Below are 13,852 nucleotides of genomic sequence, written 5' to 3' on the forward strand. Positions count from 1 at the left end.
ATAAGCACAAGGCCATCAGGCAATCATCAAATAGAGAATTTCTTCCCGCCGCGATGTGCCGCAGAGGTCTGGCCGTTCGCGCCATACAGCGTCGGCTCCTGGTGCGGTTTCAGCACTTGAATTGCCTGTTGATTGCGTTCGATTTGCCCTTCGAGCAGCCAACCATTGTGCTGGTTGAGATCGCGCAAATGCTGTGTCTTCCTGGTGATAGTCTGCCAGCGCTCGGCAATCTCATCATTGGCGCTGCGCGTGGCATCATTTTCCAGGCGGCGCTGCTGTTCCAGATAATCGAGGGTGGCCAGCAAAGAACTTTTTTCTTCTGTAATTCGCTGTAGCTGGCTACCGTTGATCTGCCCTGCAGAAAGCTGATGCTGCTCAGCATCCATCACCGTTTTCAGGTCATTGAGGACGGTCGTCATCTGATCAAGTATTTCTGACAAACGAGTCATACTTTATTTACTCTGTAGGTAGCTCTGTGCCTCGCGGATCAGCGAGTCGGCAATTTTTCCGGTATCCATTTTCAGCTCGCCGTTACGGATCGCGGTTTTCAGCGCTTCGACACGTTCCATGTTGATGTCATTGGTGCCGGGCTGCATCAGTTTGGCCTGAGCGTCACTCAGCATTACGCTGGTGCTGTTTGTCGTCGCTGTTTTTTCCTTCCGCGCTTTTTGTACCGGCGAGTCGCTGGTTTCGCGTGGCTGGACAGTGCTTACTGGCTTCAATGGTGAGGTACGATCAATACTCATTTTTTCTATCCTCATCGAGGGGTTACGCTATAGCGACCCGCTTTAATCATTGGTTGATTATCTATCGGCACTCGCTAAAAAATCTTTAACCTATTATAGGTTAATAAGAATATTCCCATCAGAATCGACGATTCCACTCACCACCTGACCCGAAATCATCCGCACTCGTGCGTTTTGCGCGACGGCTGCATTGTTGAGCGCTTTACCTTCGGCATTGACCCGAAAGCCGTCTCCGTTGGCGATAACCATCACGCGTTGACCCGCTTTTATCCGCCATGCCTGGCGCAACATTGTGAGCTGGATTGGCTGACCGGGAACCAGGTCGCGCAGGCTCACGGCATCCTGAACCTGATTAATGTCCAGTACGGCGCGTGGCGGCAGTTGATCCAGACGACCTCGTTTTAGCGTTACGCTGGCCGCGTTCAGGGCGCTTCCTCGGGCAACAGGGGCCGCTGCGACAACATAGTTGCCGGTGGCTTGCACAGTGACCTGCAGATAGCGTTTTTCATTGGCGCAGCGGGCCAGTACGTTCACGTTACCCCACAGTTTCGCACTGCCGGACACGCTCAGCGCAGGCTGGTCACAGCTGGGCTGCAAGTTTGGCGGCGTACGGACAGTGACGACCACCTCATCGCTAAACCCGGCCAGGCGCTGGGAAAACCACGCGGTTAACTGCGAATTCAGGTCTTGTGCCAGCGTCATAGGGCTGAACAGCAGTGCTGCCACAACTATTCCACGTTTAAACGTTTGCATCAAAACCTCGCGCTTTTTCAGGTAGTGGCAGGATTCTACCTGTGTGACGCAGTCATCAACGCAACAAATAGCGACGCATTTTGCGTTTATTCCGGCGATAACGCGCGCGTGATGGGATTTAAGCTGTCGGCTGAATTTTGTCATTTGCGGAGGAGATATGCTCGATAAGCTCGACGCCGCCTTACGTTTTCAACAGGAAGCGCTGAATTTGCGCGCCCAACGCCAGGAAATATTAGCGGCCAACATTGCCAATGCCGACACGCCGGGGTATCAGGCGCGCGACCTGGATTTCGCCAGTGAATTAAAAAAAGTCATGGTGCGCGGGCGGGAAGAAACCGGCGGTGTTTCGTTGACGCTGACCTCTGCACAACACATTCCTGCCCAGACTGTCTCGGCGCCATCTACGGAGTTGCTCTATCGCATTCCTGACCAGCCGTCTCTGGATGGCAACACGGTGGATATGGACCGGGAGCGTACGCAGTTTGCGGATAACAGCCTGAAGTACCAGATGGGGCTTACCGCGTTAGGTGGGCAAATCAAGGGCATGATGAACGTGCTGCAAGGAGGGAACTAACCCGTGGCGTTGCTCAATATTTTTGATATCGCAGGTTCTGCGCTGACGGCTCAGTCTAAACGCCTGAACGTCGCGGCCAGCAACATGGCGAACGCCGATAGCGTGACCGGACCTGATGGTCAGCCGTATCGCGCAAAACAGGTTGTTTTTCAGGTCGATGCAGCGCCAGGCGCAGCAACCGGTGGCGTAAAAGTCGCTGACGTCATTGAAAGTCAGGCGCCGGACAAGCTGGTTTATGAGCCGGGCAATCCGCTGGCGGATGCGAATGGCTACGTAAAAATGCCGAATGTCGACGTGGTCGGCGAGATGGTTAACACCATGTCTGCTTCACGCAGCTATCAGGCAAACGTTGAAGTGCTCAATACCGTAAAAAGCTTGATGCTTAAAACGCTGACGCTGGGCCAGTAAAGGAGGCGCACATGTCCGTTGCTGTAAAAATGAATGACCCGAGTACGTCGGGTGTTAATGCTGCCACTGGCAAAAGTTCGCTGACAGGGAGCAACGCGGCTGATCTGCAAAGCAGCTTTCTGACGCTTCTGGTCGCGCAGTTAAAAAACCAGGACCCGACCAACCCGCTGCAAAACAATGAGTTGACTACCCAGTTAGCGCAAATTAGTACCGTAAGCGGCATTGAAAAATTGAATACCACGCTGGGATCGATCTCCGGGCAGATCGATAGCAGCCAGTCGTTACAGGCCAGTACGCTGATTGGTCATGGCGTCATGATCCCGGGGACCACCATTCTGACCGGTAAAGGTGCGGAAGAAGGGGCAACGACGACCACGACACCGTTTGGCGTTGAGCTGCAGCAACCGGCAGATAAGGTTACCGCAACCATTACCGATAAAGACGGCAAGGTGGTACGCACCATTGATATTGGCGGGTTGAAAGCGGGCGTTCACACCTTTACCTGGGATGGCACCATGACGGACGGCACGGATGCGCCGAGCGGTTCGTATAACGTTTCGATTGCGGCCAGCAACGCCGGAACGCAACTTGTGGCGCAGCCTCTACAGTTTGCGCTGGTGCAGGGTGTTATCCGCAGTAACGGCGGTAATACGCTGGACCTGGGCACCTATGGAACCACCACCCTCGACGAAGTACGGCAGATAATTTAAGCCTTCACACTTATCAGGAGTAAGTCATGGCCTTTTCACAAGCGGTCAGCGGTCTGAACGCTGCAGCGACCAACCTCGATGTCATTGGTAACAACATCGCCAACTCCGCCACTTACGGTTTTAAATCCGGTACGGCATCCTTTGCCGATATGTTCGCCGGTTCTAAAGTGGGTCTGGGCGTTAAAGTTGCGGGTATTACCCAGGACTTTACCGATGGTACCACCACCAACACTGGACGTGGGCTGGATGTGGCTATCAGCCAGAACGGTTTTTTCCGTATGGTTGACAGCAATGGTTCTGTTTTCTTCAGCCGTAACGGTCAGTTCAAGCTCGATGAAAACCGTAATATCGTTAACATGCAGGGACTGAAACTGACGGGCTATCCGGCGACCGGTACGCCGCCGACAGTTCAGCAGGGTGCGAACCCGGGGCCGATCACGATCCCCAATACATTGATGGCGGCACAGGCAACCAGCAAGGCCTCAATGCAGATCAACCTGAACTCGTCGGATAAAATCCCGACAACGACAAAGTTCGATCCGAAAGATGCTGACAGCTATAACAAAAAAGGCCCTGTCACCGTTTATGACAGCCTGGGCAATGCCCACGAAGTTAACGCCTATTTTGTAAAACAGCCTGATAACAAATGGGCTGTCTATACCATTGATAGCAGCGATCCTAAGGCTGCTGTACCAACCGCACCGACGTCCACGCTGGAATTTGATACCAATGGGGCGCTAATCGGCGGCGGTACATTCAACATCACCACAGCTGCGCTCAATGGCGCACCGGCCGTCACCTTCGCAATGAGTTTCCAGAACTCCATGCAGCAGAACACCGGTGCAAACAACATTGTTGCCACTAACCAGGACGGCTACAAACCGGGCGATCTGGTGAGCTACCAGATTAACAATGACGGTACCGTAGTCGGTAACTACTCCAACGAACAGAAACAGGTTCTGGGACAGATCGTGCTGGCAAACTTTGCCAACAACGAAGGTCTGGCGTCTCAGGGCGATAACGTCTGGGCAGCAACTCAGGCTTCCGGTGTGGCGCTGCTGGGTACCGCGGGTACGGGTAACTTCGGCAAGCTGACCAACGGTGCGTTGGAAGCTTCTAACGTGGATTTGAGTAAAGAACTGGTGAATATGATCGTCGCTCAGCGTAACTATCAGTCGAATGCGCAGACCATCAAAACCCAGGATCAGATCCTTAACACGCTGGTCAACCTGCGCTAAGCGCCTGACGGGATGGCTTAATGGATCACGCAATATATACCGCCATGGGCGCGGCCAGTCAGACGCTGAATCAACAGGCGGTGACGGCCAGCAACCTGGCAAATGCCTCCACACCGGGTTTTCGTGCTCAGCTCAACGCGCTGCGTGCGGTTCCCGTAGAAGGGCTTTCGCTGCCAACGCGTACGCTGGTGGTCGCCTCCACGCCTGGGGCCGATATGACGCCAGGCCAGATGGATTATACCTCCCGTCCGCTGGATGTGGCTTTGCAGCAGGATGGCTGGTTGGCTGTGCAGACCGCTGATGGTAGCGAAGGATACACCCGCAATGGCGCAATTCAGGTGAGTCCAACCGGTGAACTGACCATTCAGGGACATCCGGTGATCGGCGAAGCTGGGCCTATAGCGGTACCGGAAGGGTCGGAAGTGACTATCGCCGCTGACGGAACGATTTCGGCGCTCAACCCCGGCGATCCTGCGAATACGGTGGCGCCAGTAGGACGTCTGAAGCTGGTTAAAGCGACGGGAAGTGAAGTGCAACGTGGTGATGACGGTATGTTCCGTCTGAGTGCGGCAGCGCAGGCTACCCGGGGACCGACACTGCAAGCCGACCCCAGCATCCGCGTGATGTCGGGCGTACTGGAAGGCAGTAACGTCAAACCGGTTGCCGCGATGAGCGATATGATCGCCAGCGCTCGCCGCTTCGAAATGCAGATGAAGATTATCAGTAGCGTGGATGATAACGCAGGCCGTGCCAACCAACTGCTGTCGATGAGTTAATACAGGACATTTTATGATCAATTCATTATGGATCGCCAAAACCGGCCTGGACGCGCAGCAAACCAACATGGATGTGATTGCCAACAACCTGGCAAACGTCAGTACTAATGGTTTTAAACGCCAGCGTGCGGTGTTTGAAGATCTGCTGTACCAGACGATTCGCCAGCCTGGCGCTCAGTCTTCTGAACAGACAACGCTGCCGTCTGGTTTGCAGATTGGTACCGGTGTGCGTCCGGTTGCGACCGAACGTTTACACAGCCAGGGCAACCTGTCGCAGACCAACAACAGTAAAGATGTGGCGATTAAAGGCCAGGGGTTTTTCCAGGTCATGCTACCAGATGGCACGTCAGCTTATACTCGTGATGGCTCTTTCCAGGTGGATCAGAACGGTCAGTTGGTAACGGCGGGAGGGTTTCAGGTGCAGCCTGCAATCACTATTCCGGCTAACTCGCTGAGCATCACCATTGGACGCGACGGTATTGTCAGTGTGACTCAGCAGGGCCAGGCTGCGCCTGTTCAGGTGGGACAGCTCAACCTGACGACCTTCATGAACGATACCGGTCTGGAAAGTATTGGTGAGAATCTGTACACCGAAACGCAATCGTCCGGAGCACCGAACGAAAGCACACCGGGGCTGAACGGTGCGGGCCTGTTGTACCAGGGTTATGTGGAAACCTCTAACGTCAACGTGGCGGAAGAACTGGTCAACATGATCCAGGTTCAACGTGCTTATGAAATCAACAGTAAAGCGGTATCGACCACCGATCAGATGCTGCAGAAACTGACGCAACTCTAAAGTGACGTCCGGTGGGGTGAAAACCTCACCGGCGCACTGATTTTGAAGATGAAGGCAATGCGAAAATACGCGCTTCACCCATACCCGATTTTGGCCCTGCTGGTGGTTTCACTGACAGGATGCGCCTGGATCCCGGCCACTCCGCTCGTGCAGGGCGCGACGACTGCCCAGCCAGTTCCAGGCCCGACGCCGGTGGCGAATGGATCAATATTTCAGTCTGCGCAGCCGATTAATTATGGCTACCAGCCGTTATTTGAAGACCGCCGTCCGCGCAATATTGGCGATACGTTGACTATCGTATTGCAGGAAAACGTCAGTGCGAGCAAAAGCTCCTCGGCGAATGCCAGTCGTGATGGCAAAACTAACTTTGGGTTTGACACGGTACCACGTTACCTGCAGGGATTATTTGGCAATGAGCGTGCCGACGTAGAGGCTTCTGGCGGCAACTCGTTTAACGGCAAAGGCGGCGCGAACGCCAGGAACACCTTCAGTGGTACGTTGACTGTGACGGTTGACCAGGTACTGGTGAATGGCAATTTACATGTCGTGGGTGAAAAACAGATCGCCATTAACCAGGGCACTGAATTCATTCGCTTCTCTGGGGTTGTTAACCCGCGCACCATTAGCGGCAGCAACTCTGTACCGTCAACGCAGGTTGCGGATGCGCGTATTGAATATGTCGGTAACGGCTATATCAATGAAGCGCAGAATATGGGCTGGTTGCAGCGTTTCTTCCTTAATTTATCGCCGATGTAAGCGAGGTATCCAGTGTTTAAAACTCTTGTTGGAATGGTACTGGTACTGGCTACCACCTTTGCGCATGCCGATCGCATTCGTGATCTGACCAGCGTGCAGGGCGTGCGGGAAAACTCGCTGATAGGCTACGGGCTGGTGGTCGGGCTGGACGGTACGGGTGACCAGACCACCCAGACACCGTTTACGACACAAACGCTGAATAACATGCTGTCGCAGTTGGGGATCACCGTGCCTACCGGCACCAATATGCAGCTGAAAAACGTGGCAGCGGTAATGGTCACCGCGCAGTTCCCGGCCTTTGGTCGTCAGGGGCAAACCATTGACGTAGTGGTCTCTTCAATGGGTAACGCCAAAAGCCTGCGCGGCGGAACGCTGCTGATGACGCCGCTGAAAGGGGTCGATAGCCAGGTGTATGCGTTGGCGCAGGGGAATATTCTGGTCGGTGGTGCAGGCGCCGCAGCGGGTGGTAGCAGCGTGCAGGTGAACCAGCTCAATGGCGGACGTATTACCAACGGCGCGACCATCGAACGCGAATTACCCAGCCAGTTCGGCGGCGGTAACACCATTAATTTGCAGCTGAATAATGAAGATTTCACCATGGCGCAGCAAATTACCGACACCATTAACCGCTCGCGCGGCTTTGGCAGCGCAACAGCGCTGGATGCACGCACGATCCAGGTACGCGTCCCGAATGGCAATAGCTCGCAGGTACGTTTCCTCGCGGATATCCAGAATATGGAAGTGAACGTCACGCCGCAGGATGCGAAGGTGATTATTAACTCCCGTACGGGATCGGTGGTCATGAACCGCGAGGTGACGCTGGATAGTTGCGCTGTTGCACAAGGCAATCTGTCGATTACGGTTAACCGCCAGGCGAATGTCAGCCAACCGGATACACCGTTTGGTGGTGGACAAACCGTGGTGACGCCACAAACGCAGATCGATCTGCGCCAGAGCGGTGGTTCGTTGCAGAGCGTTCGTTCCAGCGCCAACCTGAACAACGTCGTACGTGCATTGAATGCGCTGGGAGCAACACCGATGGACCTGATGTCTATCCTGCAATCCATGCAAAGTGCGGGTTGTCTGCGCGCCAAACTGGAAATCATCTGATGATTGGTGATAGCAAACTGCTGACCAGCGCCGCCTGGGATGCACAATCACTGAACGAACTGAAAGCGAAAGCGGGTCAGGACCCGGCGGCAAATATCCGCCCGGTCGCCCGCCAGGTTGAAGGGATGTTCGTTCAAATGATGCTGAAAAGTATGCGCGAGGCGTTGCCAAAAGACGGTGTGTTTAGCAGCGACTCCACGCGTTTATACACCAGCATGTATGACCAACAGATCGCCCAGCAGATGACGGCAGGAAAAGGTCTGGGGCTGGCTGAAATGATGGTCAAGCAGATGACCGAAGGGCAGGCGCAACCTGCAGATGATGCGCCGCAGGTGCCGATGAAGTTCTCGCTGGAAACGGTGACCAGCTATCAAAATCAGGCGCTGACGCAACTGGTGCGTAAAGCCATTCCCCGGGCGACGGAAAGCAATGATGAGCCGCTGTCGGGTGACAGTAAAGACTTTCTGGCTCAACTTTCGCTGCCGGCAAAACTGGCCAGTCAGCAGAGTGGGGTTCCTCATCATCTGATTCTGGCGCAGGCGGCGCTGGAGTCCGGGTGGGGGCAACGACAAATTCGACGGGAGAACGGCGAGCCGAGCTTTAACATTTTTGGTGTGAAAGCCTCGGGAAGCTGGAAAGGGCCGACCACTGAAATCACCACCACCGAATACGAAAACGGTGAGGCGAAAAAAGTGAAAGCGAAATTCCGTGTTTATAGCTCCTATCTTGAAGCACTGTCGGATTATGTCGGTCTGATATCCCGCAATCCGCGTTACGCAGCGGTGACCGGTGCCGCGACCGCAGAGCAGGGTGCCCAGGCATTGCAGAATGCGGGTTACGCCACTGACCCTAACTATGCGCGCAAATTAACCAGCATGATCCAGCAGCTAAAATCGATGAGCGAAAAGGTGAGTAAAACCTACAGCACGAATCTCGATAATCTCTTTTAAATAGCTCAAGTCTGCTGACCTGCTGCCGATAATACCGAGTATTGAAGGATTACAAGGAACCTCCATGTCCAGCTTGATTAATAACGCGATGAGTGGACTCAGCGCAGCGCAGGCCGCGTTGAACACTGCCAGTAATAACATCTCCAGCTATAACGTTGCCGGCTATACCCGACAAACGACAATTATGGCGCAAGCGAACAGCACGCTGGGTGCGGGGGGCTGGGTCGGCAATGGTGTCTATGTTTCTGGCGTACAGCGTGAGTATGACTCATTTATCACTAATCAGTTACGTGCGGCGCAGAACCAGAGCAGCGGTCTGACGACACGTTACGAGCAAATGTCAAAAATCGACAACCTGCTCGCCAGCAAAACCAGTTCGATCTCAACGTCGATGCAGGGCTTTTTTACCAGCCTGCAGACGTTGGTGAGTAACGCAGAAGATCCGGCGGCGCGTCAGGCACTTATCGGTAAAGCTGATGGCTTAGTCAATCAGTTCAGAACGACGGACCAATATCTGCGCGATCAGGATAAGCAGGTCAATATTGCGATTAAGGCCAGCGTCGATCAAATCAACAACTATTCGAAGCAAATTGCCAGCCTTAACGACCAAATCTCCCGTTTGACCGGCGTTGGTGCGGGTGCATCACCTAACGATCTGCTCGATCAGCGCGATCAACTGGTGAGTGATCTGAACAAGATTGTTGGTGTGGAAGTCAGCATTCAGGACGGCGGCACCTACAACGTGACCATGGCGAATGGCTATTCGCTGGTGCAAGGCAGCAATGCTCGCCAGCTGGCCGCTGTACCTTCCAGCGATGATCCCTCTCGCACGACCGTCGCTTATGTTGACGGCGTGGCCGGAGAAGTTGCCATCCCGGAAAAACTGATCACGACCGGTTCGCTGGGCGGGCTGTTGACGTTCCGTTCGCAGGAACTCGACCAGACGCGTAATACCCTTGGTCAGTTGGCCCTCGCCTTTGCTGATGCGTTTAACACGCAGCACAAAGAAGGTTTTGATGCCAACGGCGACCCGGGCAAAAACTTTTTCGATATTGGTGGCCCGGCAGTCCTTAGCAATACGAAGAATAAAGGGACCGGTGCGCTTGATGTTAAAATGACGGATAGCTCGTCGGTGCAGGCAACCGACTATAAAATTACGTTTGATGGTACTGACTGGCAGGTAACCCGTCTGGCTGACAATACCAGCTTTAAGCCGACGGTTACTGGCGGAAAAATGTCCTTTGATGGGCTGGAAATCACCGTCAAAAATGGTGCGCTGGCAAATGACAGCTTTACGGTGAAACCCGTGGGTGACGCCATTATTAATATGAAAGTGGCGGTGACCGATGAGTCGAAAATCGCCATGGCTGAAGTGTCCAAAAATGACACTGATCCCAATGTTGATAAAGGTAAAAGCGATAACCGTAACGGCCAGAAACTGCTGGATCTGCAAACCAAGGCAACCATCGGGAATAAAACCTTTAACGATGCTTACGCTACGCTGGTGAGCGATGTCGGGAACAAAACGGCGACCTTAAAAACCAGCAGCACCACGCAAAACAACGTGGTCACGCAGCTTTCAAATCAGCAACAGTCTATTTCCGGGGTTAACCTCGACGAAGAGTACGGGAATTTGCAGCGTTATCAGCAGTATTACCTGGCCAACGCTCAGGTACTGCAAACGGCGAATTCGCTCTTTGATGCACTGCTGAATATTCGCTAAGGGAGAGGAACTCAATGCGTATCAGTACTCAGATGATGTACCAGCAGAATATGCGCGGCATCACCAACTCTCAGGCTGAATGGTTGAAATTTGGCGAGCAGATGTCAACGGGGAAACGCGTGAACAACCCGTCTGACGATCCGATTGCCGCATCACAGGCCGTGGTGCTTTCACAGGCTCAGGCACAGAACAGCCAATATACGCTGGCGCGTACTTTCGCGACGCAAAAAGTGTCACTGGAAGAGAACGTGTTAAGCCGGGCGACGACCGCTATTACCGCGGCACAGGAAAAAATTGTCAATGCTGGCAATGGGACATTGAGTGATGATAACCGGGCATCGTTGGCAACTGATTTGCAAGGGATCCGCGATCAGTTAATGAATCTGGCGAACAGTACCGACGGTAATGGTCGTTATATCTTTGGCGGATACAAAACGGAAGCCCCACCATTTGCCCAGACTGATGGTGCCTATAGTGGTGGAACGCAAAATATCACCCAACAGGTCGATGCCGCTCGGTCAATGGTGATTGGTCATACCGGGGATAAGATTTTTGACTCGGTGACCAGCAACGCGGTTCCGGAGCCAGATGGAAGCAAGTCAGAAACGAACTTATTCGCCATGCTGGATTCCGCTATTGCGGCCCTGAATACGCCGATTGAAGGTGATGATGCGGCAAGAGATGCAGCCAAAGCAGCCATCGATAAATCCAACCGTGGTCTGAAGAACTCACTGAATAACGTGCTGTCTGTCCGTGCTGAACTCGGTACGCAACTCAGTGAACTTAGCGCTCTGGACTCGCTGGGGGCCGATCGCGCGTTGGGTCAAACGCAGCAGATGAGCAATCTGGTTGATGTTGACTGGAATGCGGCGATTTCTTCGTATGTTATGCAGCAGGCTGCGCTACAGGCATCGTATAAAACGTTTACCGATATGCAGGGAATGTCACTGTTCCAGCTCAACCGGTAACGATCCTTTTTGAAACATATCATGAAACTGGATATGTTTGTCTGCCCGCTCCACATACACCCCGGAGCGGGCATTTTTTTAGGCTGCAGTTGTCTGGCTAACAGGTAATTTACCGGTCAGTCTAATTACCAGCGCAACAACGCCACTGAAAGTGGCCTGTGTCACCACGCCTTCCCAGTTTGCCAGCGCATAGGCCTGACTTCCGAGTACAGAACCCAGCGCCATGCCGATAAACACCATGGTAAATAGCAACGCATTCAGACGACCTCTTGCCTGAGGCTCCAGGCTATAAACCAGGTTCTGGTGGGCGACCAGGCTGGATTGCAGTCCGAGATCAAAGCCTATCGCTGACAGGGCAATCAGCAGCCACTGCCCCTGTACTGGCAGGGCCGGAAGCAAGAACATCAGGGCAAATGAAAGCGTGACTAACAGCGCCCCCAACTGTGTTACCCGTCCGGCACCTACTTTATCTGCCAGATGACCCGCCATAGGGGCTGCCAGCGCCCCAGCTGCCCCTGCAATACCAAATGCTCCCGCCATCGCACTGCCCATGTGGTAATGCTCAGAGAGCATAACCGCCAGTGTTGACCAGAAGGCGCTAAAGGCCATAGACAGGAAGCCCTGTGCCAACGCCGCCCGGCGCAGTGCAGGATAACGCTGCCACAGTTGCGCCATGGAGAACATTAATGCCGGATAACTCAGCGTGGAATGGACCGTAAAGCGGGGCAGCATTTTCCACATCAGTACGGCAATCACGGCAATACTGACGGCGGCGAGTTGATACATTTCCCGCCAGCCATAGGCTTCACCTACCAGCCCGCTGATGGTCCGCGAGAGTAGGATCCCCAGCAGAAGACCGGTCATGACGGTACCTACTGTTTTTCCCTGCTTGCCTTCAGGCGCAAGGATGGCTGCGGCCGGCACGATATCCTGAGCCATGGTCGCTGCCATCCCCATCAGTAAGCTAACCAGCAGTAGCGAATGCAACTGACCGGTAAAGCTGCAGGCCAACAGCAGCGCGGCAAGAGAGACGCTTTTTAGCAGGATTAATGTCCGGCGGTCATAACGGTCGCCCAGCGGCAACAAAAACAAAATGCCCAGCGCGTATCCTGCCTGGGTGAGCGTTGGCACCAGCCCCATGCCGGTGACGCTTAAGGCCAGGTCCTGACCCATTAAAGGTAAAAGAGGCTGGGCATAATAGATTGCGGCAACGCTGAACCCAGCGCCCAGTGCCAGAACAAAAATAACCCAACGGGAAAGTGCGGTGTGTGTGTTCACAAATGATTCCTCAATCACGGGATGTGTGGCTATTTTTATCCTTCAACCGGTAGCACGGTAGCGAGCGCAGTGGTAAAACAGTTATACGTTACACGTATGAATAACGACTAAATGATAAAAACTGAACGTATAGATAGGGTGGAATTGATGCGCACGTTTGTGCGCATCGTCGAGGCCGGTTCGCTTTCAGCGGCGGCAAAGCAAATGGGCACCACCCAGGCAACCGTCAGTCGGCGGTTACAATCCCTTGAGACGCTGTTGGGCGTTAAGCTGATTATGCGTACCACCCATGCAATGAAGCTGACTGATGATGGTGAGCGAGGGTATCAGCATGCCAAACACATTATTGATGCCTGGCTGGCGCTGGAGGACGGACTGAACATCACGGAGGATGAACCGGTGGGGACGTTGCGGGTTCGGGCGCCACATGCGTTTGGCCAACAACAACTCCTTGAGCCGCTTCTGCAGTTCCTTTCCCGCTATCCACAGTTATCTGTTGAGTGGATACTGAATGATAAGACCGTTGATTTTCTCAGCGACAATATCGACTGCGCTATCCGGGTTGGGGCTGAGGTTGATCCTGCTACGGTCTCGGTTTTACTGGCTGAAGTCCCGCGAAGTATGGTGGCAAGCCCTGAGCTTCTCGCGCAATTTGGGATTTTGACTCACCCTGAACAGCTATCGGCGCTGCCCTGGATCGCGGTAAATACATTTTATCAGCACAGCGTGTCGTTACTTCACCACCGGCGTAACGAAGCTATCACGTTAAATATTTCTCCCAGATTAAGTACCGACAGTATTTATGTCGCCAGAAATGCTGCACTTGCGGGGCTGGGGGTTACGCTTGTCTCAAGCTGGATGGTTGAAGACGATATCGCCAGCGGAAGATTGATTACGCTATTACCTGACTGGCATGCGTCGTCATTGCCCGTGCATTTGGTTTATCCCTGGGCTCGTTATTATCCAACCCGCTTACGCAAATTTCTGGCGTTGATGAAAGATGTTATGCCACAGGTAGCGGGGATGAGGGGTGTTCACGATGTATAAAAAAAGCCGACCCTGAGGT

General features: G+C 53.7%; 16 protein-coding genes. 12 read left to right on the forward strand and 4 right to left on the reverse strand.

All coding sequences use genetic code 11. From position 1 onward, the window contains the following. Positions 1-26 precede the first annotated feature (26 nt). The 3 genes from flgN to flgA form a co-directional block, all read right to left on the reverse strand. The gene (flgN, locus tag FDX03_RS06345; RefSeq protein ID WP_048211225.1) at positions 27-449 is read right to left on the reverse strand and encodes a flagella biosynthesis chaperone FlgN; all 423 of its coding nucleotides are present in this window, start codon (positions 447-449) and stop codon (positions 27-29) included. 3 nt (positions 450-452) lie between these two features. Continuing rightward, positions 453-746 (reverse strand): flagellar biosynthesis anti-sigma factor FlgM, encoded by a 294-nt coding sequence (gene flgM, locus FDX03_RS06350; protein WP_005129057.1) that lies wholly within the window; start codon positions 744-746, stop codon positions 453-455. 93 nt (positions 747-839) lie between these two features. Further along, positions 840-1,499 (reverse strand): flagellar basal body P-ring formation chaperone FlgA, encoded by a 660-nt coding sequence (gene flgA / locus FDX03_RS06355; RefSeq protein ID WP_061068834.1) that lies wholly within the window; start codon positions 1,497-1,499, stop codon positions 840-842. A gap of 157 nt (positions 1,500-1,656) precedes the next feature. On the opposite strand from flgA, the gene flgB reads away from it, so the two are divergent. The 11 genes from flgB (at position 1,657) to flgL (ending at position 11,508) form a co-directional block, all read left to right on the forward strand. Continuing rightward, positions 1,657-2,073 (forward strand): flagellar basal body rod protein FlgB, encoded by a 417-nt coding sequence (gene flgB / locus FDX03_RS06360; protein ID WP_003036189.1) that lies wholly within the window; start codon positions 1,657-1,659, stop codon positions 2,071-2,073. A 3-nt stretch (positions 2,074-2,076) separates the two neighbouring features. Then, positions 2,077-2,481, forward strand: coding sequence for a flagellar basal body rod protein FlgC (gene flgC, locus FDX03_RS06365; RefSeq protein WP_006685091.1), 405 nt, complete (start codon positions 2,077-2,079; stop codon positions 2,479-2,481). Between the two features lie 11 nt (positions 2,482-2,492). Further along, positions 2,493-3,191, forward strand: coding sequence for a flagellar hook assembly protein FlgD (gene flgD / locus FDX03_RS06370; protein WP_040230672.1), 699 nt, complete (start codon positions 2,493-2,495; stop codon positions 3,189-3,191). 26 nt (positions 3,192-3,217) lie between these two features. Further along, on the forward strand, positions 3,218-4,429 hold the full coding sequence (gene flgE / locus FDX03_RS06375; protein ID WP_048211226.1) for a flagellar hook protein FlgE: 1,212 nt from the start codon (positions 3,218-3,220) through the stop codon (positions 4,427-4,429). A gap of 20 nt (positions 4,430-4,449) precedes the next feature. Continuing rightward, positions 4,450-5,205 carry a flagellar basal body rod protein FlgF gene (locus FDX03_RS06380; protein WP_048211227.1) on the forward strand — a complete coding sequence of 252 codons (756 nt, stop codon included), beginning with the start codon at positions 4,450-4,452 and terminating at the stop codon, positions 5,203-5,205. Positions 5,206-5,218: 13 nt separating this feature from the next. Further along, complete coding sequence (flgG, locus tag FDX03_RS06385) at positions 5,219-6,001, forward strand: flagellar basal-body rod protein FlgG (protein WP_005129045.1); 783 nt, start codon at positions 5,219-5,221, stop codon at positions 5,999-6,001. A gap of 57 nt (positions 6,002-6,058) precedes the next feature. Next, a complete protein-coding gene (gene flgH, locus FDX03_RS06390; RefSeq protein WP_003836756.1) occupies positions 6,059-6,757 on the forward strand; it encodes a flagellar basal body L-ring protein FlgH in 699 nt (232 codons plus the stop codon). Between the two features lie 33 nt (positions 6,758-6,790). Beyond that, positions 6,791-7,867 (forward strand): flagellar basal body P-ring protein FlgI, encoded by a 1,077-nt coding sequence (locus FDX03_RS06395; protein WP_086523801.1) that lies wholly within the window; start codon positions 6,791-6,793, stop codon positions 7,865-7,867. Continuing rightward, on the forward strand, positions 7,867-8,817 hold the full coding sequence (gene flgJ / locus FDX03_RS06400; protein WP_061068124.1) for a flagellar assembly peptidoglycan hydrolase FlgJ: 951 nt from the start codon (positions 7,867-7,869) through the stop codon (positions 8,815-8,817). The genes FDX03_RS06395 and flgJ overlap by 1 nt, the downstream gene beginning before the upstream one ends. A 64-nt stretch (positions 8,818-8,881) precedes the next feature. Further along, positions 8,882-10,540 (forward strand): flagellar hook-associated protein FlgK, encoded by a 1,659-nt coding sequence (gene flgK / locus FDX03_RS06405; RefSeq protein ID WP_048211230.1) that lies wholly within the window; start codon positions 8,882-8,884, stop codon positions 10,538-10,540. A 14-nt stretch (positions 10,541-10,554) separates the two neighbouring features. Further along, the gene (gene flgL, locus FDX03_RS06410; protein ID WP_048211231.1) at positions 10,555-11,508 is read left to right on the forward strand and encodes a flagellar hook-associated protein FlgL; all 954 of its coding nucleotides are present in this window, start codon (positions 10,555-10,557) and stop codon (positions 11,506-11,508) included. A 78-nt stretch (positions 11,509-11,586) separates the two neighbouring features. Here the strand turns inward: flgL and FDX03_RS06415 are convergent, their stop codons facing one another. Further along, positions 11,587-12,786, reverse strand: coding sequence for an MFS transporter (locus FDX03_RS06415; protein ID WP_137345646.1), 1,200 nt, complete (start codon positions 12,784-12,786; stop codon positions 11,587-11,589). Positions 12,787-12,897: 111 nt separating this feature from the next. Here FDX03_RS06415 and FDX03_RS06420 point away from each other — a divergent pair, with 111 nt between their 5' ends. Next, a complete protein-coding gene (locus tag FDX03_RS06420) occupies positions 12,898-13,833 on the forward strand; it encodes a LysR family transcriptional regulator (protein ID WP_116360495.1) in 936 nt (311 codons plus the stop codon). Positions 13,834-13,852: the final 19 nt, after the last annotated feature.

It is taken from the genome of Citrobacter sp. wls827 (assembly GCF_005280875.1).
In the GTDB taxonomy this organism is placed as follows: domain Bacteria; phylum Pseudomonadota; class Gammaproteobacteria; order Enterobacterales; family Enterobacteriaceae; genus Citrobacter; species Citrobacter youngae.